This is a genomic window from Nonomuraea sp. NPDC049486 (assembly GCF_040676925.1).
In the GTDB taxonomy this organism is placed as follows: Bacteria; Actinomycetota; Actinomycetes; order Streptosporangiales; family Streptosporangiaceae; genus Nonomuraea; species Nonomuraea ferruginea.
In genome coordinates, this window is record NZ_JBFAPV010000001.1 from 154,858 (window position 1) to 174,553 (window position 19,696).

At 71.0% G+C, this 19,696-nt stretch carries 18 protein-coding genes; 11 read left to right on the forward strand and 7 right to left on the reverse strand.

Annotation, left to right across the window (positions count from 1 at the left end; translation table 11 throughout):
- Positions 1–25 precede the first annotated feature (25 nt).
- Entirely contained in the window at positions 26–808 is a 783-nt protein-coding gene (locus AB0K05_RS00800) for an IclR family transcriptional regulator (protein WP_364225351.1), read from the forward strand.
- A 20-nt stretch (positions 809–828) separates the two neighbouring features.
- Here the strand turns inward: AB0K05_RS00800 and AB0K05_RS00805 are convergent, their stop codons facing one another.
- Positions 829–1,698, reverse strand: a complete 870-nt coding sequence (locus AB0K05_RS00805) for a MurR/RpiR family transcriptional regulator (protein WP_148036908.1) — start codon at positions 1,696–1,698, stop codon at positions 829–831.
- Positions 1,695–3,125: a glycoside hydrolase family 3 N-terminal domain-containing protein gene (locus AB0K05_RS00810; protein ID WP_364225355.1), complete on the reverse strand. Its 1,431-nt coding sequence runs from the start codon at positions 3,123–3,125 to the stop codon at positions 1,695–1,697. The genes AB0K05_RS00805 and AB0K05_RS00810 overlap by 4 nt, the downstream gene beginning before the upstream one ends.
- An 88-nt stretch (positions 3,126–3,213) precedes the next feature.
- On the opposite strand from AB0K05_RS00810, the gene AB0K05_RS00815 reads away from it, so the two are divergent.
- Complete coding sequence (locus AB0K05_RS00815; protein ID WP_364225358.1) at positions 3,214–4,743, forward strand: family 10 glycosylhydrolase; 1,530 nt, start codon at positions 3,214–3,216, stop codon at positions 4,741–4,743.
- A 4-nt stretch (positions 4,744–4,747) separates the two neighbouring features.
- Positions 4,748–5,869 (forward strand): anhydro-N-acetylmuramic acid kinase, encoded by a 1,122-nt coding sequence (locus AB0K05_RS00820; RefSeq protein WP_364225361.1) that lies wholly within the window; start codon positions 4,748–4,750, stop codon positions 5,867–5,869.
- Here AB0K05_RS00820 and AB0K05_RS00825 read toward each other — a convergent pair.
- Complete coding sequence (locus AB0K05_RS00825; protein ID WP_148036912.1) at positions 5,843–6,484, reverse strand: FHA domain-containing protein; 642 nt, start codon at positions 6,482–6,484, stop codon at positions 5,843–5,845. The genes AB0K05_RS00820 and AB0K05_RS00825 overlap by 27 nt on opposite strands.
- A gap of 181 nt (positions 6,485–6,665) precedes the next feature.
- On the opposite strand from AB0K05_RS00825, the gene AB0K05_RS00830 reads away from it, so the two are divergent.
- The 4 genes from AB0K05_RS00830 to AB0K05_RS00845 all read left to right on the forward strand — a co-directional run bounded on the left by AB0K05_RS00830 (position 6,666) and on the right by AB0K05_RS00845 (position 10,510).
- Entirely contained in the window at positions 6,666–7,787 is a 1,122-nt protein-coding gene (locus AB0K05_RS00830; protein ID WP_148036913.1) for a citrate/2-methylcitrate synthase, read from the forward strand.
- Positions 7,784–8,089, forward strand: coding sequence for a DUF3017 domain-containing protein (locus AB0K05_RS00835; RefSeq protein WP_148036914.1), 306 nt, complete (start codon positions 7,784–7,786; stop codon positions 8,087–8,089). The genes AB0K05_RS00830 and AB0K05_RS00835 overlap by 4 nt, the downstream gene beginning before the upstream one ends.
- 51 nt (positions 8,090–8,140) lie before the next feature.
- On the forward strand, positions 8,141–9,355 hold the full coding sequence (locus AB0K05_RS00840) for an NADP-dependent isocitrate dehydrogenase (RefSeq protein WP_148036915.1): 1,215 nt from the start codon (positions 8,141–8,143) through the stop codon (positions 9,353–9,355).
- Positions 9,356–9,484: 129 nt separating this feature from the next.
- On the forward strand, positions 9,485–10,510 hold the full coding sequence (locus tag AB0K05_RS00845; RefSeq protein ID WP_345483043.1) for a polysaccharide deacetylase family protein: 1,026 nt from the start codon (positions 9,485–9,487) through the stop codon (positions 10,508–10,510).
- Here AB0K05_RS00845 and AB0K05_RS00850 read toward each other — a convergent pair.
- Positions 10,507–11,565 carry a hypothetical protein gene (locus tag AB0K05_RS00850; RefSeq protein ID WP_364225367.1) on the reverse strand — a complete coding sequence of 353 codons (1,059 nt, stop codon included), beginning with the start codon at positions 11,563–11,565 and terminating at the stop codon, positions 10,507–10,509. The genes AB0K05_RS00845 and AB0K05_RS00850 overlap by 4 nt on opposite strands.
- Positions 11,562–13,097, reverse strand: a complete 1,536-nt coding sequence (locus AB0K05_RS00855; RefSeq protein WP_364225370.1) for a hypothetical protein — start codon at positions 13,095–13,097, stop codon at positions 11,562–11,564. Before AB0K05_RS00855 ends, AB0K05_RS00850 begins: the two co-directional genes overlap by 4 nt.
- 254 nt (positions 13,098–13,351) lie before the next feature.
- Here AB0K05_RS00855 and AB0K05_RS00860 point away from each other — a divergent pair, with 254 nt between their 5' ends.
- The 3 genes from AB0K05_RS00860 to AB0K05_RS00870 all read left to right on the forward strand — a co-directional run bounded on the left by AB0K05_RS00860 (position 13,352) and on the right by AB0K05_RS00870 (position 17,105).
- Positions 13,352–13,894 (forward strand): hypothetical protein, encoded by a 543-nt coding sequence (locus AB0K05_RS00860; RefSeq protein ID WP_271276613.1) that lies wholly within the window; start codon positions 13,352–13,354, stop codon positions 13,892–13,894.
- Positions 13,895–14,002: 108 nt separating this feature from the next.
- Positions 14,003–16,075, forward strand: a complete 2,073-nt coding sequence (locus AB0K05_RS00865) for a serine/threonine-protein kinase (RefSeq protein ID WP_364225373.1) — start codon at positions 14,003–14,005, stop codon at positions 16,073–16,075.
- 55 nt (positions 16,076–16,130) lie between these two features.
- Positions 16,131–17,105: a malate dehydrogenase gene (locus AB0K05_RS00870; RefSeq protein ID WP_148036921.1), complete on the forward strand. Its 975-nt coding sequence runs from the start codon at positions 16,131–16,133 to the stop codon at positions 17,103–17,105.
- Positions 17,106–17,150: 45 nt separating this feature from the next.
- On the opposite strand, the gene AB0K05_RS00875 is transcribed toward AB0K05_RS00870, so the two are convergent.
- Together AB0K05_RS00875 and galE are read right to left on the reverse strand one after the other, a co-directional pair.
- A complete protein-coding gene (locus AB0K05_RS00875; protein ID WP_364225377.1) occupies positions 17,151–17,288 on the reverse strand; it encodes a hypothetical protein in 138 nt (45 codons plus the stop codon).
- Positions 17,289–17,347: 59 nt separating this feature from the next.
- Complete coding sequence (gene galE, locus AB0K05_RS00880; protein WP_271276610.1) at positions 17,348–18,295, reverse strand: UDP-glucose 4-epimerase GalE; 948 nt, start codon at positions 18,293–18,295, stop codon at positions 17,348–17,350.
- Between the two features lie 86 nt (positions 18,296–18,381).
- On the opposite strand from galE, the gene AB0K05_RS00885 reads away from it, so the two are divergent.
- Positions 18,382–19,695 carry a hemolysin family protein gene (locus AB0K05_RS00885; RefSeq protein ID WP_271276609.1) on the forward strand — a complete coding sequence of 438 codons (1,314 nt, stop codon included), beginning with the start codon at positions 18,382–18,384 and terminating at the stop codon, positions 19,693–19,695.
- The last annotated feature ends 1 nt before the right edge of the window (position 19,696 follow it).

Here is a 19,696-nt window from a genome sequence, read left to right on the forward strand (position 1 = left end):
TGCCCGCCGGTGTCAAGGGAACCTCATGGTCGAACACGTGCAGTCGCTGGCCCGCGGCCTGGCCGTGATCCGCGCCTTCAGCGCCACCGCCCCCCGGCTGACGCTGAGCGAGGTGGCCCGCGCGACCGGCCTCACCCGCGCCGCAGCGCGCCGTTTCCTCCTCACGCTCGCCGACCTCGGCTACGTGCGCACCGACGGGCGGCTGTTCTCCCTCACGCCGCGTGTCCTGGAGCTCGGGTACGCCTACCTGTCCAGCCTGTCGTTGCCCGAGGTCGCCGCGCCCCACCTGGAACGCCTGGCCGCCGAGGTGCACGAGTCCGCCTCCGTCGCGGTGCTGGACGGCGAGGACGTCGTGTACGTGGCCCGCGTCGCCACGGCCCGGATCATGCGCGTGTCGATCAGCATCGGCACCCGCTTCCCCGCCTACTGCACCTCCATGGGCCGTGTCCTCCTGGCCGGTCTACCCCCGGCGGACCTCGACGCCTACCTGGACCAGGCCGACCTGCGCCGCCTGACCTCCCGCACCATCACCGTCCCGTCGGCGCTGCGCGACGAGCTGGACGGCATCCGCGAGCAGGGCTGGGCCATGGTCGACCAGGAGATGGAGGAGGGCCTCCGCTCGATCGCCGCCCCGATCCGGGACCGCTCCGGGGCGGTCGTCGCGGCCGTCAACGTCTCCACCCACGCCAGCCGCACCACCCTCCAGCAGGCCAGACGCACGCTCCTCCCGCCGCTGCTGGCCACGGCCGCCAAGATCGAAGGCGACCTGTCCTCGCTCGCCTCTCCGGCGAAAAGGGACACGAGCTGACCAGCGGGCCGGCAGACGGGTCACGTGCGTTGACGGTAGCGGTCGGTGGCCTGGCGGGTGGCGCGGATGGCCGCGTCCGCCTTGTCGTAGGTCCGCTGCGCCAGCCCCACGAAGATGCAGTCCACGATCAGCAGCTGGCTGATCCGGCTGGCCAGCGCGCCGGGCCGGAACGCGGTCTCCCTGCCCGCCGACACCAGGGTGTGGTGGGCGAGCGCGGCCAGGGAGGAGCGCGGGTTGTTGGTGATGGCGACCAGCAGCGCCCCCGTCTCGGCCGCCGTGCGGGCCGGGACGAGGACGTCCGGCGTCTCGCCGCTGCAGCTGATCGCCACCGCCACGTCCCCGGGTTTGAGCAGGGCGGCGCTCGTCAACGCCAGGTGGGCGTCGCTGAACGGGTGGCTCGACAGCCCGATCCGCAGGAGTTTCTGCGACATGTCGGCGGCCACCAGGCCGGAGGCGGCGACGCCGTAGACGTCGACCCGGCGGGCGCCGACGATGGCGGTGACGACCTCGTCGAGCCGGTCCGGGTCGAGCTGGGCGGCGGTGTCGGCGAGGGCTTCGGACTCGGCGCGGGCGACCTTGGCGATGACGTCGGTGAGCGGGTCGTCGGGGGCGAGGTCGCCGGGGACGAGCCGTTCGGGCTCCTTGGCGACGGCGGCGGCCAGCGCGAAGCGCAGCTGCGAGTAGCCGGTGAAGCCGAGCGCTCTGGCGGTACGGACGATCGTCGCCTCGCTGGTGCCCGACACCGTGCTGAACTCGGTGATGGTGCTGCGCACGACGAGGCCGGGGTCGTCCAGGATGATGCGGGCGATGGCCTGGGCCGCGGGGGTGAGCGACGGCAGGACGGCGCGGACCGCGGCGACCGGGTTGGCCGGTTCGGTGGTGCCGGTCACGAGGTCAGCCGTTCGGCCGCCGCCTGGGCGGAGACGCGGGAGATGCCGTGGGTGGCGAGGTGGGCGGCGCCGGCGGGTTCGGCCGGGATGCCGGTGTCGATGACGACGATGTCGGGACGCTCCCGTACGGCCTGCTCGATGCGCTCGCGTACCCAGGCGTGGCGGGCGGCGTCGTGCACGACGAGGACGGCGGGGCCGGTGCCGAGGGGCGGGAGCGCGGCGCCGGGCTCCAGCGGGACGCGGCGGGTGCCGGGCAGCGCGGCGGCCAGGGCGGCGGTGACGCCGGTCGGGTTGACCTGGTCGACGGCCTGGCTGTGACGGGTGTTGACCTCGACCACGAGCGGCGGGCCGGTGAGCCGGGCGGCGCCGGTGACGGTGAGGGCGGCGCGGGCGGCTTCGAGACCGGCGGGGTCGTCCGGTTCGGCGAGTGCCTGGGCGCGGAGCGCGGCCTGGCCGGCGTACCAGGCGGAGACGGCGCGGACGCGGGCGGCGGCCTCGGCGAGGCGTTCCTCGGGCAGCGCGCCGGAGCGGACGGCCTCGACGATGGCGTCGCGTAGCGCGTACAGGCCGTCCTCGGTGACGTGGCCGGCGCAGACGGCGTCGGCGCCGGCGGCGAGGGCGCGTACGGCGATCTCGCCGGGCTCGAGCATGGCGGCGACCGCCCGCATCTCGATGGCGTCCGTGACCAGCATGCCGTCGAAGCCGAGCTCGCCCCGCAGGAGCTCGGTGAGGGCGGCGCGGCTGAGTGTCGCGGGCAGGTCCGGGTCGAGGGCGGGCACGAGCAGGTGGCCGCACATGATCGACCGCACGCCGGCCTCGACGGCGGCGCGGAACGGCGGCAGGTCGCGTTCGGCGAGCAGGTCGCGGGAGGCGTGCACGGTGGGCAGCGCCAGGTGGGAGTCGGTGGTGGTGTCGCCGTGGCCGGGGAAGTGCTTGGCGCAGGCGGCCACGCCGGCGCCCTGGACTCCGGCCACGTAGGCGGCGGTGTGGCGGGCCACCAGGTCCGGGTCCGGGCCGAAGGAGCGGACGCCGATGACGGGATTGGCCGGGTTGGCGTTCACGTCGGCGGTCGGCGCGTAGTCGAGGGTGACGCCGGCGCCGGCGAGCATGCGGCCGAGCTGCCGGCCGACGCGTTCGGTCAGCTTCACGTCGTCGACCACGCCGAGCGCCCGGTTGCCGGGGACGGAGCTGCCGTGCTCGACTTCGAAGCGGGTGATGGTGCCGCCTTCCTCGTCGACGGCGACGATCGCGTCCGGGCTGTGCGCGCGGATCTGCCGGGCGGCCCGGTCGAGCGGGTGGTTGCGCGCGAACAGCACGACGCCGCCGAGCCCTTGATCGAGCGCCCCGCGCATCCAGTCGGGAAGCGAGGCTCCCGCGTACCCCGGCTGGAGCACGGTCATGGCCAGGCGGGACAGGTCTGGGGTCATGCGGCATTTTCCTTCACGGTTGTTGAACTGAAGGTAATTTTCTGTCATCGTCGCCCTCGACACAACCGCTTCCGGGAGGCCACCCCCCATGCCCAGCCGAAGGACTCTCCTGAAGGGTCTCGCCCTTGCCGCCGCCGCCACGGCGGTTCCCCTGCCCGCTTTCGCGTCCGCCGAGTACGTTCCCCCGCTCCGCCAGATGCGCGGCATGTGGATCGCGTCCGTGGTGAACATCAACTGGCCCTCCACGCAGGGCCTGAGCGTCGAGGAGCAGAAGGCCGAGTATCTGGCCTGGCTCGACCTGGCCGAGCAGCGCAAGCTCAACTCGGTGTTCATGCAGATCAGGCCGACCGCCGACGCGTTCTGGCCGTCGCCGTTCGAGCCGTGGTCGCACTGGATCACCGGCGTGCAGGGGCAGGACCCCGGCTACGACCCGCTCGGGTTCGCCGTCGAGGAGACGCACAAGCGCGGCCTGGCCTTCCACGCCTGGTTCAACCCGTACCGCGTGTCGATGCAGGACGACCCGAACCAGCTGCACCCCGACCACCCCGGACGCAAGAACCCCGACTGGATCCTCCCGTTCGGCGGCAAGCTCTACTACAACCCCGGCATGCCGGAGGTGCGGAAGTTCTGCCAGGACGCGATGCTCGACGCGCTGGCCCGCTACGACATCGACGGCCTGCACTTCGACGACTACTTCTACCCGACCAACAGCACGGCCTTCGACGACGCCGAGGAGTTCGCCAAGTACGGCGCGGGCTTCCCCGATCTGGCGGCCTGGCGGCGCAACAACGTCGACCTGATGGTCTCCGAGATGCAGCAGCGGGTCCGCGAGGTCAAGCCGGAGGCCGCCTGGGGCATCAGCCCGTCGGGCATCTGGCGCAACAAGGGCACCGACCCGCTCGGCTCCGAGACCAACGGCGGCCAGTCGTACGACAACCTGCACGCCGACACCCGCGGCTGGGTCAAGAAGGGCTGGCTCGACTACATCGCGCCGCAGCTCTACTGGTACATCGGCCAGCCGCCGGCCGACTACTCCAAGCTCGTGCCCTGGTGGTCCGACGTGGCCGACGGCACGAAGACGATGCTGTGGATCGGGCAGGCCGCGTACAAGGCGGGCGACCCCGCGCAGGCGCCCGAGTGGCAGGACCCGAAGGAGCTGTCCGACCACCTCACGCTCAACCGCGACCACCCGCAGATCAGCGGCGACATCTGGTACAACGCCAACGACCTGCGCCAGGACCGGATCGCGTCGGTGAGCACCGCCGTCGCCGACCACTACGTCCGGCCCGCGCTCGCCCCGGTGCTGCCGAGGCTGGCGACGGGCAAGGCGCCGAACCGTCCCGTGCTCGCCTACGCGCTGCGCAAGCGCGGCGGGGTCGAGGTGCGCGCGGTGGCGACCGGTAGGCAGGAGCCGTTCCAGTTCGCCATCTTCCGCTTCCCCGGCAGGGCGCGGGACGCGCAGTTCGCCGACGCCCGCCACCTGGTCGCGGTCGTCCCCGGCGACCGGCAGGTGGTCTGGCAGGACCCCGACGGCAAGCGCGGCGACCACTACCACGTGGTGGCGGTCGACCGGGCCAACCGGACCAGCAAGCCCAGCAACGGGTTCCCGGTGATCTGAGATCATGCGGGTTCTCGGCCTCATCTCGGGCACGTCCCACGACGGCATCGACAGCGCCGTCGTGGACTGGACGCTCGACGCCGGCGTGCTCACCGGCAGGATCGAGCACACGGGCGAACGGCCGTACGAGCCGGAGCTGAGAGCCCGCATCCGGGCCGCGCTGCCGCCCCACCGCGTCGACCTGGGCGAGGTGTGCGCCCTGGACACGCTGATCGGGCAGGCGTTCGCCGGCGCCGCCGCCGGAGCGCCGCCCTGCGAGCTGGTCTGCTCGCACGGCCAGACCCTGTTCCACTGGGTGGAGGACGGCCGGGTGCGCGGCACGCTGCAGCTCGGCCAGCCGGCCTGGATCGCCGAGCGCACCGGCGTTCCTGTCGTGTCGGACGTACGGGCGCGCGACGTGGCCGCCGGAGGCCAGGGCGCGCCCCTGGTGTCGTATCTCGACCTGCTGCTCATGGCGGGGCTGCCGGGTCGCACCGGCGCGCTCAACCTGGGCGGCATCGCCAACCTGACCGTGCGCGAGCCTCCGCTGGCCTACGACACCGGGCCGGGCTGCGCCCTGATCGACGCCGCCGCGCCGCCGTACGACAGGGACGGCGCGCTGGCGTCGGCGGGCACGGTCGACCGGGACCTGCTCGACCGGCTGCTCGCGGACCCCTACTACCTCCAGGAGCCGCCGAAGTCCACCGGCAAGGAGTTGTTCACGCCGGACTACGTGAAGGCGGAGCTGCCCCTGACGGACCTGGTGGCGACGCTGACGGCGCTGACCGCCGAGACGGTCACCGCGGAGATCCGCAGGCACCGGCTCGACACCGTGATCGTGTCGGGCGGAGGCGCCCGCAACCCCGCGCTGATGAGCATGCTCCGCCTGCGCGCGACGCCGGTCAGGTTTCTGACCAGCGACGAACTCGGGGTGCCGGCCGACAGCAAGGAGGCGATCGCCTTCTCGCTGTTCGGCTGGCTCACCGCACACGGCCTGGCGGCGACCGTGCCCGGGTGCACGGGCGCGTCGGGCGCCCGGATCCTGGGCACGATCACGCCGGGTTCCGGTCCGTTGACGCTGCCGGAACCCCTCGCCGAAGCCCCGGTCGCGATCCGCTTCTCAGGAAGCCCTGCGGCCCGCCGCTGACGGCTCCGCGGTGGTGCCCGCCCGCTGCGGGGGAACCACGGGGGTCGGACGCACCAGGCCGAGCGCGACGACCTCGTTGGCCAGTCGCGTGCGCCGGTTGGTGCCTTCGGGGATCCTGAACTTCTGATAAAGCCGCAGCAGGTGCTGCTTGACCGCGGCCTCGGTCACGACCAGGTCGTCGGCGATCTCCCGCGCGGTGGCCGGAGCGACGAACGCCTCATCCGACAGGGCCGGCCGGCAGAGCGAGGTGAGCACGTCGACCTCGCGCCTGGTCAGCTCGGGCGCCGCCGCCCTGCGGAGCTCCACTTCGGGCGCGAAGTCCTCACGGGGGACTCCGCCGACCCGTCCTCGCGCGGCCCCGAACGAGACGACGTCGCCGTCGTCGAGCACCCTCCGGGCGATCGGCCTGCCGTTCACCCGTGTGCCGTTGCGGGACAGGCCCAGGTCAACGACGTACAGGTAAGGCCCTCGCCTGACGAATTCGGCATGGAGCCGAGAGACGCTGGGATCGGTGAGCCGGATGTCGACACCGCGGCCCCTTCCCACCGTCGTGATCTCGGGGCGCAACGGGATCACCTCGCCTGTGTCCTCGATGCGTATGAACGGCCCCTCCACGGCAGTTCCTCCCCAGGTAGCCCGCCGTAACTCTTACTACAGCTCCGGCTTACCCAAACGTGGGGATGCGGAATCGCCTTTGCCGAAAGCAGAATCGCGCGTGAAATTGGTCTGGACCTCTGCGGACGGTTTTGCCTGCTCACGGGTAGACTTCGGGCGAAGATAAGCGGAGGAAACACTCATGGCGGACAAGCCCACCAAAGGCCTGGCTGACGTCGTCGCCGCGTCCACAGCGCTCAGCGACATCGACGGAAAAGCAGGTCGGCTGTTCTACCGGGGATACGACATCCACGATCTGGCCGGCCGCGCGACCTTCGAGGAGACCGCGTACCTGTTGCAACGAGGCAAGCTGCCCGACCGCGCCGAGCTCCAGGAGTACGGCGACGACCTCGTGCGCGGCCGTGACCTCGGCGAGCTGGTCTCGGCGAACATCTCCGAGATCGCCGAGAAACAGAAACCGATGGAGGCGCTGCGCAGCTACGTGTCGCTGTCCGGCGCGGACGACCCTGACAAGGACTCGAACGCCCCCGACGCCAACCTGCGCAAGGCCGCCCGCCTGACCGCCCAGCAGCCCCTGCTGGTGGCCCGCTACCACGCGGCCCGCACCGGCGCGACCGCCCCCGATCCCGACCCCTCCCTGAGCACCGCGGCGAACTTCCTGTTCCAGATCACCGGGCGCGTCCCCTCCCAGCGCGAGGTGGAGATCTTCGACACCTGCCTGGTGCTGCACGCCGACCACACGATGAACGCCTCCACGTTCGCCGCCCGCGTCTGCGCCGCTACCCTCTCGGACATGCACTCCGCCATCGTCGCGGCCATCGGCACGCTCAAGGGCCCGCTGCACGGCGGCGCCAACGAGCAGGTCATGAAGACCCTGGAGTCGATCTCGCCGACCGGCGTCGCCCAGGCGGTCCGTGACAAGCTCGGTGCCGGCGAGAAGATCATGGGCTTCGGCCACCGGGTCTACAAGACCGAAGACCCGCGCGCCACCCATCTGCGCCGCATGTCGCAGGAGCTGGCCGAGTCGGCCGGCGACGACACCTACTACCGGATGTCCAAGGAGATGGAGGAGGTCGTCTTCGAGGAGAAGGGCCTCTATCCGAACGTCGACTTCTACGCGGCCTCGGTTTACCACTACCTTGGCATCCCGACCGACCTGTTCACTCCCGTGTTCTCGATCAGCCGCATGTCCGGCTGGACGGCGCACGTGATCGAGCAGCACGCCGACAACAGGCTGATCCGCCCGGACAGCGAGTACATCGGCGAGACCGACCAGAAGTGGAAGCCGATCGACGAGCGATGAGCCTGCGTGACGACGTCGAACGCGAGGGCTGGGGGCCGTACCCGCTGATTCTGGCGGGTGCGGCCGTCGCCGTGGGATTGGTGTTCCTGATCGACCCGCGCTGGGGCGGATTCGCCCTGGGCGGTGTCATCATGATCGGTGCCGCACTGCGCTTCTCCGGATTCGGCGGGCCCCTCGCGGTGCGCGGCCGGAAGGCGGACGCGGTCACGCTCGGGCTGGCCGGGTTCATGCTGGTGCTGACTTCGCTGCTGCTCGACAACCCGGCCGCGAAGGCCCTGATCGAGTCCCTTTTCTCTCGCTGACGAGGCGTCCGATAGCCTCAACGCATTCATTCATGAAGGGGAACCGTTCGCATGCCCAAGATCAAGGTGGAGGGCCCGGTCGTCGAACTCGACGGCGACGAGATGACCCGGATCATCTGGCAGTTCATCAAGGACCAGCTGATCCTTCCCTACCTGGACATCGACCTTAAGTACTACGACCTCGGCATCGAGCACCGTGACGCCACCGACGACCAGGTGACCATCGATGCCGCCAACGCCATCAGGAAGCACGGCGTGGGCGTCAAGTGCGCCACCATCACCCCGGACGAGGCGCGGGTCGAGGAGTTCGGCCTCAAGCAGATGTGGAAGTCCCCCAACGGGACGATCCGCAACATCCTCGGCGGCGTCATCTTCCGCGAGCCGATCATCATGTCCAACGTGCCGCGGCTCGTGCCGGGCTGGACCAAGCCGATCGTCGTCGGCCGTCACGCCTTCGGCGACCAGTACCGCGCCACCGACCTGAAGGTGCCGGGCGAGGGCACCCTCACCCTCACCTTCACCCCGAAGGACGGCTCCGAGCCGATCGAGCTCGACGTGTACGACTTCCCGGGCTCGGGCGTCGCGATGGCGATGTACAACCTGGACGAGTCGATCCGCGACTTCGCCCGCGCCTCCATGCGCTACGGCCTGGACCGCAACTACCCGGTCTACCTGTCGACCAAGAACACGATCATGAAGGCCTACGACGGGCGCTTCAAGGACATCTTCGCCGAGGTGTTCGAGAGCGAGTTCAAGGACGACTTCGCGAAGGCCGGCATCACCTACGAGCACCGCCTGATCGACGACATGGTCGCCGCCGCGCTCAAGTGGGAGGGCGGCTACGTCTGGGCGTGCAAGAACTACGACGGCGACGTCCAGTCCGACACGGTGGCGCAGGGCTTCGGCTCGCTCGGCCTGATGACCTCCGTGCTCATGACCCCCGACGGCCGCACCGTCGAGGCCGAGGCGGCGCACGGCACCGTGACCCGCCACTACCGCCAGCACCAGCAGGGCAAGCCCACCTCCACCAACCCGATCGCCTCGATCTTCGCGTGGACCCGTGGCCTCGCCCACCGCGGCAAGCTCGACAACACCCCCGCGGTGACCGAGTTCGCCGACACGCTGGAGCGGGTCTGCATCGAGACGGTCGAGGGCGGCCAGATGACCAAGGACCTCGCGCTCCTGGTCGGCGGCGACGCCGCGTGGCTCACGACCCAGGACTTCCTCGCGGCCCTGGACGAGAACCTGAAGAAGAAGATGGCCTGACCGCCGTCTCACGTGAAGGGCCGCCTCCGGGCGGCCCTTTCCGCTTCCCGGACGATCCCTTGGTGCGCCGCGGTTGATCAGCTGGGTAAGAGCCCTCCATAACAGTCGTGCGCGTCTCGGGGGGTTCGAATGCGACTGCGTTTCATCGGTGGCGTGGGTGCGGTCGCGGTCGCCGTGATCGTGTCGGGGTGCGGCTCCGAGCCGGTCACCCAGGTGAAGGACGCCAAGGCCGACAGCGCCGCCAAGCAGCAGCTGTTCAAGGCCGCCCAGGCGAAGGCGGCCGCGGCCGTCAAGGCCAACGAGCTGGGCCAGGTCCCGGTTCTCATGTACCACCGGATCGTCGACAAGCCGGGGACCACCGACGACCGCACGCCCGCCCAGTTCCGCACCGAGCTCGAACGGCTGGCCAAGGAGAACTACGTGCCGGTCACCGCGGCCGAGTTCGTCACCGGGAAGATCGACATCCCGGCCGGCAAGCACCCGGTGGTGCTCACCTTCGACGACTCCTCCCCGTCCCAGCTCACGCTGGACGCGATGGGCACGCCCAAGGCGAACACCGCCGTCGCCATCATGCGCGAGGTGGCCGCCAAGCACTCCGGGTTCCGCCCGGTCGCGACCTTCTACATCACCCGCGACATGTTCGGCAAGCACGTGCGCGAGGAGCAGGCGCAGACGCTGCTGTGGCTCAAGTCGAACGGCTTCGACCTGGGCAACCACACCCGCGACCACTACAACCTGCGCGCCCGCACGCACGACCAGGTGGAGGAGCAGATCGGCTCGATCGGCAAGGAGATCAACGAGCTGGCCGGGGTCAAGCCGGTGACGATCGCGCTCCCGTACGGGGTGCAGCCGCGCAAGAAGGAGTGGGCGGCGCGCGGCAAGTCGTACCACCACCAGGGCGTCTTCCTGGCCGGTTACACGCCTGCGGCGTCGCCGTTCAGCAAGTCGTTCGACGCGCTGGGCATCCCGCGCATCAGGGCGATGGACAAGAAGGGCGACTGCGCGCAGTTCTGCTCGACGGCCTGGCTCGACTGGCTGAAGGCCAACCCCGACATGCGCTACACCTCCGACGGCGACCCGTCGACGATCGCGTACCCGAAGTTCAAGAACCCGTTCCTGCGCGCCTCGTACAAGGCGAAGGCGCTGGCCTACTAGCGGACCGACCCGATCAGCACCGAGAGCTCAGCCGGGGCGAGCAGGTAGTCGGAGACGGCTGCCATGGCGACGCGGAGGTCCCGTGCGGCCCCGGTGGCGAGGTCCACGACGTGGTAGGAGATCTTGCCGTGTCGGTCTTCGGCGCGGACGAGCAGGGCGTCCTCACCTTCCCAGCGGATGAGGGCGTCGGCCCGCAGGCCCTCCGGGAGTCGCGGCACGACCGTGCGGAGGGTCTTTCCGTTTCCGGTGCCGGTCAGCAGGATGCCGGTGCTGACCACGTCGTGCGGGGCGATCTCCTTCGCGAGCGTCGCCAGCGTGCGGGCCGACGGTGACGGCAGGCCGTGGGCCAGGTTGCCGGGTACGGTGAAGCGCCGCACCACCCGGCCGCCGGGGGAGCGGATCACGTACGCGGCAGAGGTGGCATAGCCGGGCAGGTCGCGGGCGGGGTGGTCGGTCACCAGGGCGAGCCCCTCGGTGGTCCAGCCGGCGACCCGCTCGCCCTTCGGCAGGCGGCGCACGGTGCCGCGCCGGATGTCGACGATCATCGGGCGCTCCAGCACGACCTCGACGTCCTCGTCCAGGTGGTCGTGCTGGACGAGCAGGTGGCGGCCGTCGAGGGAGAGCAGCGGCTGCTGGGAGCCGAAGATCTCCCCGACCGATTCCTCCGTTTTGACGGGCAGTTTCGTGACCGTGCCGGTGGTCAGGTCCCTGGCGACGAACCGGTCACCCAACGGGTGGACGACCAGGGTGCCGTCGGAGGAGAGCGCGAACGGGGCGTCGTCGTGGGCGCCCTCCAGCCACCACTGCTGACCCGTCGCCGACACCAGGATGTGGTGCCGGCAGCCGTCGGTCCCGTCGTTGCAGTGCGGCTCGTACGCGTACCGGACGGGGGCGGGCGCGGGCCCGGTCAGCTTCACCGCGGCCGGGGCGGGGGTGGCCGGCGGGGCCGGCTCCGGGCTCAGGAACTCCACCGGCGGCGGGCCGCCGCCGTTGATCAGCCACGCCGCGGCGAGCGCCGCCGCCGCGGCCACGCACAGCCGCCAGAACGCGCTCACGGGATCAGCCCGAACACGCCGTGGTCGAGCTTGTCCATGACACCCTTCATCGGGCTCGACCTGCCGGTGCCCGGGTCGACCAGGTGGTAGTGGCCGTCGTCGCCGTCGGGCTCGATCAGCACGGCGAGCCTGCCCTCCGCCGACCAGCCCAGCGGCTCCGGCGGGCCGTGGTGACGGGGCAGCTTCAACGCCGCCCGATCGGTCACCCGGCCCGTGCGCGCGTCCATGGTGACGGCCTCGTCGTCCGTGAACACGATCAGGGAGCGTCCGTCCCGCGTGGCCAGGGCTGGGAGGGTGGGGTCGAAGGGCGCCCGGCTGCGCACCCGGCCCCGCGGGTCCAGGGTGACCAGCTCGGTGCCGGGCGCGCCGGGCAGGGCGCGGTGGCCGGTGGTGCCGACCACGCCGTACGGGCCGAGGCCGAGCACGCGCCTGACGCCGGGCAGGGCGGTCCTGTCACCCGTGGCGGTGTCAACCAGTTCGGTCCCGGTGCCGGAGACCAGCGCCGCGAGGCGGCCGTCGTGGGAGAGGAGCGGCCGGGGGACGGCGTGGGCGGGCAGCGGCCCCGTGAGGTCGCGCCGGGTGGCCTCTGACAGGTGCTGGACGACCAGGCGGTCCGTGACGGAGTCGAGGTAGACGACGTGGTGGCCGTCGCCGCTGAGCGCCAGCGGCCCCTCCTGCCTGCCCCCGTCGCCGGTGGCGAGCCGGGTGACGGCCCTGTCCAGCGAGAACCCGCCGAAGTCCCAGGTGCTCTCGTCCCACTCGTCGTCCGGTTCGCGTCCCTTCGGAATCGTGGCCAGCTCCCACTGGCCGCTTACCTCGGCGACGTACGCGAACAGGGCCGCGTTGGCGTGGGGCTCGGTGAGAGGCGACTGCGGCTGCTCGTCCGGCTCGGCGACGGCGGCGTTCCAGCCGGCCGCGAGGACGGGCGTGAGCAGCACGGCGGCGACCACCTGCCACCGGAGCGGCCGGCCCGCCTGGGTGAGGCGTTCGGGCGAAAGTGTCATGTACCAGGCCAGCAGCGACACGACGAGACCGAGAAGCGAGCGGATGCTCTCCGCCTGGGAGGACCAGCCGCCACCCGGCGCGGACCAGATCGCCACGATCGTCCCGCCGGCCAGCAGCAGGCGCGCGGACCGGGACCGCATGGCCCACTCGGCGGACACCAGGTCGGCGGGCCCCGCCCGGAGCGGCCGCCGCCGCAGCCCCATGACGAGCAGGTTCACCGTCAGCACCACGGCGAGCGTGAACACCGCCCAGCCGCGCTCGGCGAGATCCACCTCGGTCCGGAACGAGCGCAGCACGGAGGCCAGCGCGATCGCGCCGGACACCATGGCGGCGAACACCCACAGCCCGGTCGCCTGCGGCGGCGCCAGCCGCAGGCCGAGCGGACGCCCCAGAGGCCCGCCCCGGCGAGCCAGCACCATTTCGGCCGCGGCGAAACCGCAGAACCATCCGGCGATCGGCCAGAAAGGGCTGACGGTGAACGATTCTCCGGGGGCCTGCGCGAACATGACGGCGAATCCGACGCCCATTCCGGCCCACATCAGACTCTGCGTGACATGCAGATAACGCAGAATCGCCGTGCCGTTGTAGGGAGTGACTTCAACCTGGTGTACGCGGGAGAAACGGTTCATCGCCTCCCGGGTCACCGGCCCGGATTGGGCACGGAGTGTGAGCGGGACCGCGACCGCCAGGAACACCAGAAAAAGAATTAACCCCACGAAATACCCCTCGTCACCCCGGGAGAAAGTAGCAGAATGCCCATCGAGGTGACAGGGGTGCATGAGTGATATCCGACGACGTGTGGGACCGGCTGGATCACAGCGCGGGGACGGCCGGTAAGCGCGAGGTCCGGCGGATGAGTGCCGCGTTCGGCGCCCTCGCTGCCGTGGTGCTGCTGGTGCTGGGCGCGTCGGTCAGCGGGCTGGCCGTGCCCAGGCTGACGCACGGCGCACCTGACCCCCACATCTCCGTGCTCAGCGACGACGCCGACCGGATCCGGTACACGAGCATGCGGCTGCGGCACACGGTCGTCAACGACGGCTGGTTCCCCGTCACCGTCACCGGTGTGGGCCTGCGCGCGGACGGGATCCGGCTCGCCGAGGTCGAGAGCCCCGCCTTTCCCGTGACCGTCGGCTCCGGGGAGAAGCTCTCGATGACGCTCGGCCTGGAGGTCGTCGACTGCGACCGGGCCCAGGCGACGGTCCCCGAACTGGTGCTGCGGGTGGAGCGCTGGTGGGGGAGCCAGACCACGAGTTCCTCCGGTGAAGACCCGCTCTTCGGCGAGTCCAGCTGGGAGTTCCACCTCCGGTCGGCCTGCGACAGGTGAATGTGTCCGCGAAACGTGACGTCACGAACGGTTAACGGTTCTCTGGGAAGTTCCGCAACGTCGTAAAGTTTGCCTCGTCGGGCTTCATTGGACACGTGGGGAAGTGGAATGCCGCAGATCTCGCCGCTCGTGGCCGGCGATCCCACCCAGCTGGGTTCGTTCCGGCTGACCGGAAGGATCGGCGAGGGCGGGCAGGGCATCGTCTTTCTCGGAGTCGACCAGCACGGCGAGCGGGCCGCCGTCAAATTGCTGCACGTGAAATTCACCGGCGACAAGAGCGCACGCTCCCGCTTCGCCCGTGAGTTGAAGGCGGCCAAGCGGGTGGCGTCGTTCTGCACCGCCAGGGTGATGGAGGCCGACCTCGACGGCGACACTCCATACATCGCCAGCGAGTACATCGACGGGCGGGCGCTGCGCGAGATCGTCGAGACCGACGGGCCGCTCACCGGCACCGTGCTCGACCGGCTGGCCATCGGCACCGCCACCGCGCTGACCGCCATCCACCACGCCTCGATCATCCACCGCGACCTCAAGCCCGACAACGTCCTCATCGCCGCCGACGGGCCGAGGGTGGTCGACTTCGGCATCGCCCGCATCATCGACTCGACCGGGACGATCACCAGCCGGGCCATCGGCACCCCCGCCTACATGGCTCCCGAGCAGATCGCCGGCGAGGAGATCGGGCCGTTCACCGACGTGTTCGCGTGGGGGGCGACGATCGCGTTCGCGGCCACCGGGGTCGCCGTCTTCGAGGGCAACTCGATCGCGACCGTGCTCAACCGGATCCTCACCCACGAGGTGGACGTGGGGATGATGCCGGAGCCGCTGCGCGGCGTGGTGCGGGGGGCGCTGTCCAAGTCCGCCGCCGACCGGCCGTCCGCCGACCAGATCCTGCTGCGGCTGCTCGGGCAGCCCGAGACGGTGGGGGCGTCCACGGCGCTGCTGACCCGGGGGGTGCAGGTGGCAGGCGACGACACCACCCCGTTCAGCCGCGTCTCGGTCCCCGCCCCGGGCACGGCCTCGGCCGTCACCGGCTTCCCCGCCGTCTCCGGCCGCACGGGCGCGCAGGACCCGCCCGGCCACGCCGCCGCCGGCGCGGTCCAGGGTCACGACAGCTCCGGTACGGGCGCGTACGGAACTCCGGGGGGTACGGGGACGTACGGACCGGCGCAAGGCACGGGCGCGCACGGAGCTCAGGGGAGCACGGGCGCGCAGGGTCTTCCGGCCCATGGCGGCACGGGCGCGCAGGGCGCCGGGGTCCCGACGCGGGAGGCCGGAGGCGGTCAGGCGCCCGCGCCGCCCAGGAAGCGGGGACGGGCGAAGTGGTGGGTGGCGTTCGCCGCCGCGCTGGCCGTGGTCGCGACGATCGCCGCGATGACGGTGGTCAAGGGCTGGCCGCTGAACGCCCTCGGCCCGGATCCCGGCCCCACGGAGGACCCGCTGCCGCCCTCGTACGCGAGCGTCGCCGAGAAGGTGGCCGCGACCGGGAAGATCGTCATCGGGGTCAAGGCCGACCTGCCCGGCGTCGGGCTGCGGCGCGGCGACGCGTTCGAGGGCTTCGACGTCGACGTGGCCCGCCGCGTCGCAGAAGGGCTGGGGGCCCGGGACGTCGAGTTCGTCGCCGTCTCCCCGGCGACCAGGGTCCGCGCGCTGGCCGAGGGCAGCGTGGACCTCGTGGTGGCCACCTACTCGATCGTCGACGACCCCGAGGTCGCCTTCGCCGGCCCTTACTACCTGGCCCACCGGGACGTGCTGGTCCACCGGGGCCCCATCGACTCGCTCGGCGACCTGAAGGGCAAGAAGATCTGCGCGGTCAACAGTCCGTCGGTGGGCGCCGTGCAGGACAAGGTGAAGGTCCACCCGGTGCCCGCAGGCAACTACGCCGAATGCATGAACATGCTGCTCGACGGCACCGTGGACGCGGTGCCCGGCGACGACCTCATCCTGGCCGGGTTCGCCGGCCGGGAGAACGTGCGCTTCCGCCTGCTCGGCGCCGGGCTCAGCGACGAGCGCTACGGCGTCGGCCTGCGCAAGGGCGACGCGCGGACGTGCAAGGCGATCTCCGGCGTGCTGGCCGACCTCTACCGCAAGGGCGTGGTCAAGGAGCTGCTCGCGAAACACTTCGGCAACGTGGAGTTCGAGCCGGAGACGAAGGTGCCCGCGATGGAAGCCTGCGAATGACGACCGGGTAACATCCGAAAGTCAACGCATCAGCTTGCGAGTTAGGGGAAAGGCCATGGCCACGCCCGTCAAGGTGACCGTCACCGGTGCTGCCGGACAGATCGGCTACGCGCTGCTGTTCCGCATCGCGTCGGGCCAGCTACTCGGGCCTGACGTCCCGGTCAAGCTGAGCCTGCTGGAGATCCCGCAGGCGGTCAAGGCCGCCGAGGGCACCGCCATGGAGCTCGACGACTGCGCCTTCCCGCTGCTGTCCGGCATCGAGATCACCGACGATCCCAACGTGGCGTTCAACGGCACCAGCGTCGGCCTCCTGGTCGGCGCCATGCCGCGGAAGGCCGGCATGGAGCGCGGCGACCTGCTCGGCGCCAACGGCGGCATCTTCGGGCCGCAGGGCAAGGCCATCAACGACCACGCCGCCGACGACATCCGGGTGCTCGTCGTCGGCAACCCCGCCAACACCAACGCGCTCATCGCCCAGCAGCACGCCCCCGACGTGCCGGCCGACCGGTTCACCGCGATGACCCGCCTCGACCACAACCGCGCGATCTCGCAGCTGGCCGCCAAGCTCCAGGTGCCGGTCACCGAGATCAAGCACATGACCATCTGGGGCAACCACTCCGCCACCCAGTACCCCGACCTGTTCCACACCGAGGTGGGCGGCAAGGTCGCCGCCGAGCAGGTCGACCAGGAGTGGCTGCGCGACACGTTCATCCCGACCGTCGCCAAGCGCGGCGCGGCCATCATCGAGGCCCGCGGCGCGTCCTCCGCGGCCTCGGCCGCCAACGCCGCCATCGACCACGTCTACGACTGGGTCAACGGCACCGAGTGGACCTCGGCCGCGATCGTCTCCGACGGCTCCTACGGGGTGCCCGAGGGCCTGGTGTCGTCGTTCCCGGTGCGGGCGGCCGGCGGCAGGTTCGAGATCATCCAGGGGCTGGAGATCGACGCGTTCTCCCGTGAGCGCATCGATGCCTCGGTGCGGGAGCTCGCCGAGGAGCGCGACGCGGTCAAGTCGCTGGGCCTGATCTGATCCGTACCACGAGAAGGCGCGCGTCCGTGCGGGCGCGCGCCCGGGTCACTCTCCGGTAGGCGCCGGGCAGCTCGCCGAGGACGCCGGTATGGCCGGCACGGGCTTCGGCGTGGCGAACACCACTCCGGCCGCGGCCGTCGCGCAACCCGCCACGAGCACGGCGCCGAAGAGCACCTTCGTCACCCTTGGTGAAAAGCTCCTCACATTTCGGTATCACAGCACATATCGACCGCCGATAGGGGTCAAATCCCGGAAAGCGCCTCCCAGGCGTCCGCGACGATGTCCCGCAGCTCGGTGCGCTCCGGCTTCCAGCCCAGCTCACGCTGGAGCCGCTCCGACGAGGCCACCAGGACGGCCGGGTCGCCGGCCCGGCGCGGGCCGACGACGGCGGGGATCTCGTGGCCGGTGACCTCGCGGCAGACCTCGATCACCTCCAGCACCGAGAACCCCGTGCCGTTGCCCAGGTTGTAGATCTGGTGCTCGCCCTCTCGGCAGGCGCCGAGCGCCAGCAGATGGGCCCTGGCCAGGTCGGCGACGTGCACGTAGTCGCGCACGCAACTGCCGTCGGGCGTCGGGTAGTCGGTGCCGAACACGCTGACCGACTCGCGCTCGCCGGTGGCCACCTTGAGCACGTTCGGGATGAGGTGGGTCTCCACCGCGTGACGCTCGCGGTAGCGGCCGTAGGCGCCGGCCACGTTGAAGTAGCGCAGGCTGACCGCGCCCAGCCCGCGCAGCCCGGCGAAGGCCGTCAGCGCGGTGTCGACGGCCAGCTTGGAGGCGCCGTACGGGTTGGTCGGGCGCGTGGGGTCGCTCTCCCTGATCGGCGACTGCTCCGGCTCGCCGTACGTGGCCGCGGTCGAGGAGAACACGATCTTGCGGACGCCGCGCTCGTGCATCGCCTCCAGCAGCGCCAGCGTGCCGCCGAGGTTGTGGGCCCAGTAGAGTCCGGGCTTCTCCACCGACTCGCCGACCAGCGACCTGGCGGCGAAGTGGAGCACCGCGTCGACGCCGTCGAGCGCCGGCCCCGCGTTCTCGATCGAGGCCCGCACGAACGTCGCGCCGTCCGGCACCGCGTCCGCGTGGCCGGTGGACAGGTCGTCGAGCACGACGACCTCGTGGCCCGCCTCCACGAGCTGCGCCGCGACGACGCTGCCGACGTATCCTGCCCCTCCGGTGACCAGCAGCCTCATGTTGACTCCAGTTCGAATATGTTTGATTTTGTACGGCTTGCCGTTCAGCATACGCGGCAAGAGGCCCGTATACGCTGCCAACCACCATGTTTGACACCGTCGCGGCCAACATCGCCGTGGTCCTGCTGTTCATCCTGATCGGCGGGTTCTTCGCCGCCGCCGAGATAGCCATGGTCTCGCTACGCGAGAGCCAGGTGCGCAAGCTCTCCCAACAAGGCCGCCGCGGCGAACGCGTGGCCAAGCTCGCCCGCGACCCGAACCGCTTCCTGTCGGCCGTGCAGATCGGCGTCACCGTCGCCACCATGCTCTCGGCCGCGTTCGGCGCCGACCGGCTCAGCGGGCAGCTCAGCCCCTTGCTCGAACGCTGGGGCGTGCCCGTCGCCATCGCCGGCGTGCTCGCCCTGGTGCTCGTCACCCTGGCCATCTCGTACGTCTCCCTCGTGCTCGGAGAACTCGCCCCCAAACGACTCGCGCTCCAGCGGGCCGAAGGACTGTCGCTGGTCGTCGCCCCGTTCCTCGACCGCCTCGCCGCCCTGTCGCGGCCCGTCATCTGGGCGCTGTCCAAGTCCACCGACGGCGTCGTCCGGCTGCTCGGCGGCAACCCGCAGGCCGACCGCGAGGAGGTCACCACCGAGGAACTGCGCGACATGGTCGTCGGCCACGCCGAGCTGACCCCCGACGAGCGCAACCTGATCGCCGAGGTGTTCGCCGCAGGCAAGCGCCAGCTCCGCGAGCTCATGCTGCCGCGCACCGAGGTCGAGTTCATGGAGGCCGACACGCCGCTGGCCGAGGCGGCGGTGCTGGCCGCCGCGCTGCCCCACTCGCGCTTCCCCGTCTACCGCGAGTCCTACGACGAGGTCATCGGCTTCGTGCACGTCAGGGACCTGCTCGACCCCGTGCTCACCGGCCGCACCGAGCCGCTCAGCGAGCTGGTGCCGATCCGGCCGGCCAAGTTCGTGCCCGCGTCCAAGCGGCTGCTCAACACGCTCTCCGAGATGCGCGACGAGGGCCAGCACATGTGCATCGTCATCGACGAGTACGGCGGCACCGCGGGCATCGTCACCATGGAGGACCTGGTCGAGGAGCTCATCGGCGACATCAGGGACGAGTACGACGTCGAGGACCAGTCCGTGATCCTGCCCGCCGGAGTGATGGAGATCGACGGGCTCACCAACCTCAACGACTTCGCCGACGAGACCGGCATCCGCCTGCCCGACGGCCCGTACGAGACGCTGGCCGGCTTCGTCATGGCGATGCTCGGGCACGTGCCCGAGGTGAACGACGTCGTCGAGGCGAGCGGCTTCGACCTGACCGTCATCGAGCTCGACGGCCGCCGGATCGCCAAGGTGCGGGTGAAACGCCGCCCTGTCGTGGAGTCGCCGCCCGAAGCCGATACCTGAC